Source organism: Pseudomonas sp. SDO5532_S415 (assembly GCF_054071155.1).
Map to the genome: position 1 here is coordinate 1 of NZ_JBSVWS010000348.1, position 1,645 is coordinate 1,645.

1 protein-coding gene is annotated in these 1,645 nt (G+C 61.3%); it reads right to left on the bottom strand.

Going from position 1 to position 1,645, the window contains the following annotated elements:
* Positions 1-86 precede the first annotated feature (86 nt).
* Positions 87-1,412, bottom strand: a complete 1,326-nt coding sequence (locus ACW9HW_RS30005) for an OprD family porin (RefSeq protein ID WP_457402951.1) — start codon at positions 1,410-1,412, stop codon at positions 87-89.
* Positions 1,413-1,645 lie beyond the last annotated feature (233 nt).

The window sequence follows — 1,645 nt, forward strand, 5'->3', positions numbered from 1 at the left end:
GACTGCGCAGCAGTCCCTTTTTTGGGGCCGCTTCGCAGCCCAACGGGAGCAAGCTCCCTCGCCACAGGACTGTGCTGATCAGGGGGTTACAACAACGGGATCGCGTAGTTGACGATGAAGCGGCTCTGATCAACATCACGACCGGCATCGGTGTTCGACTGGCCATTGCGCAACGAGAAGCCGACGTTCTTGAACGTGCCCGACTGAATCACGTAGTCCAGGGTCATGTCGCGCTCCCACTCGGATTGGTCCCCGGCGTCCTGCGTCTTGATGCCGGTACCCTTCAGATACACGATCGACGCTTTCAACCCCGGTACGCCCAGCGCCGCGAAGTCGTAGGTGTACTGGCCGAAACGGGTCTGTTCGCCCGCGCGGGTGAAGCTCTGGATCATGCGGTCGGTGGGCAGGTAGACGCTGCCGCCACCGGCGCCTTTGTCCGGCAGACTGCCCTGGTTGGGCTGGACGAAGTTGCTGCCATCGCCTACCTGTTGATACCCCAGCGCCACCGCGTGGCCGCCATTGGCATAAGTGATCATCGCAGCCCAGGTGTTGTTGTCGATTTCACCGTCGTTGTTTTCGGTGTAACCCGACACCCGATAGCCTTGCGCCCGGCCCGCGGCCGAACTGTTGGCCCCGCTCGAGGTGGTGCGGAAGTAGCGCAGGTCGGTGGTGATCGAGCTGGCGCTGTCGATCGGCAGCAGGTGAGTCAGGCCGAAGAAGTTCTGGTTGTAGAAATCCTCCAGCTGCGCGAAGTAGTACTGGGCCTTGAGGGTCTTGGTGACCTCGTAGTCGCCACCGGCGAAGTAGAACTTGTTGCTGTCCCGGGTAGCACCGGCGACCGACAGCCCGGTGCGATCGGTCGAGGCACGCCCCACCGCCTGTTCCAGCAAGCCGCTGGTCAGGGTCAGGCCATCGATGTCTTTGGAGGTGATCTGGGTGCCGGTGAACGATTGCGGCAACACACGGGCATCATTGGAGATCAGGATCGGCAGTTTTGGCAGCAGTGTGCCGTAGCGCAACTCGGTTTTGCCGAGGCGCATTTTCGCGGTCGGGCCGAAACTGCTCCAGGTGTCGGCAGCGTCGTCGCCATCAGACGGGATCATCCCGCTGCCGACGTGGCGCCCCTTGCCGCTGTCGAGCGTCCCCCCCAGCAACGCCTGGGCATCGAGGCCGAAACCGACCGTGCCCTGGGTGAAACCGGACTCGTAGCGCAGCACAAAACCCTGGGCGGTTTCTTCGGTTTTCGAAGGGGCTGCCGTGCCGTCGCGGTTGTCGCTGTTGAAATACAAGGTGCGCATCGACAGGGTGGCTTTGCTGTCTTCGAGAAAGCCATGGGTGTTGTTGTCGGCAGCCTGGGCGCACAGGGAGCCTGTGGCCAGCAGGATGGCGGTGGGGATTGCTCGGTTGAACATACGGGGCTCCTGTTTCTTATCGTTATTTGGGTGTTTCGTTGCTAATTCGGGCGCGCAAGATCCCGCGCCCGATGGGTGAACATGGGTGTTATGGTTTTTTTTGTTTTCTAGCGGCTGGAAAAGCCAAAGCGAGGCGGCCTGACAGCCGACCTGATTACAGGTTTGCCCGCGATCCCCTGTGGGAGCGAGCCTGCTCGCGAAGACGGAGTTTCAGTCGAAGACTACTTGACTGT

Coding starts and splice junctions, on each gene's coding strand:
- ACW9HW_RS30005 (WP_457402951.1), bottom strand. CDS start 1,412: ATGTTCAACCGAGCAATCCCCACCGCCATCCTGCTGGCCACAGGCTCC.